This is a genomic window from Limnospira sp. PMC 289.06 (genome assembly GCF_032350395.1).
GTDB lineage: Bacteria > Cyanobacteriota > Cyanobacteriia > Cyanobacteriales > Microcoleaceae > Limnospira > Limnospira platensis.
In genome coordinates this window covers 1-820 of the sequence record NZ_JARPLC010000392.1, presented here as the reverse complement: position 1 = coordinate 820, position 820 = coordinate 1, and the positions used below count along the sequence as shown (strand labels likewise).

Below are 820 nucleotides of genomic sequence, written 5' to 3'. Positions count from 1 at the left end.
CGTTAATTTATGAAAGGTTGACGATTAGATTAATCTATCAGATAGATAACTCTAAGAAATAATTTAGCTTCAGAGCTATCAATATCAACCCCTAACGCTGTTAACCGTTCTATAGCCACGTTCAATGGTATAGGTAACTTAGAAACCCCTTTGAGAACTTCTAAGGTAGCGTCAATGCCTTCTGTCTTGTATTTACCCTCATTGACGATTGTGCTATGTCCCATAAGTCTAGCTCGCAACTCGATAGGTAGTCCATACTTTTCACCTAACAGGTTGTACAGTCTACGAAAAGCATATTTCTGGGTTACCGGGCATTTCATAGATTGAATTCTGTTACTAAACGTTGCGTCAAAGCCTCCAGCTATGGTTTTGGGTTGACTGCCTTTTTTCGGGCTATATTCTGGTAACAACGGCCGTTTCAATTCTAGGAAATCAAACATTTCGGGACTGGGAATTGGGGCTACAACCCTTCCCCCTGTTTTAATACTCACTTTCCGACCTTCTGCGTCAGTAAAGTAAGTGGTGCGAAACGTTCAGGCATGAAATAGGGTTGAAATACCCGAAGTAACCGCCTGGTGGGGACTTCAACCCCTTGGTTGAATATAAGGAACGCACTCGTGACCATCCTCATAACTGTTTATATGTCCCAACGTTCGGTATAGAGATATACCAAACAAGGCAGGGAACCCAAGGTCAAAACGAACTAACCCATACAAATTCCTTATAGTAAGCCCAGAAATGGATAAGTAAAGTTAGGAAATTAGGGTAACGGCGATAGCCACCCCCAATTTTGGGAACCACAACCCCAGGATTGAAGCGG

Annotated in this window: 1 pseudogene; it reads right to left on the bottom strand. The window is 42.6% G+C overall.

What is annotated here, in order from left to right:
* Positions 1–29: 29 nt before the first annotated feature.
* Positions 30–518 (bottom strand): annotated as a pseudogene (locus P5674_RS25400) (recombinase); the annotation flags it as partial.
* Positions 519–820 lie beyond the last annotated feature (302 nt).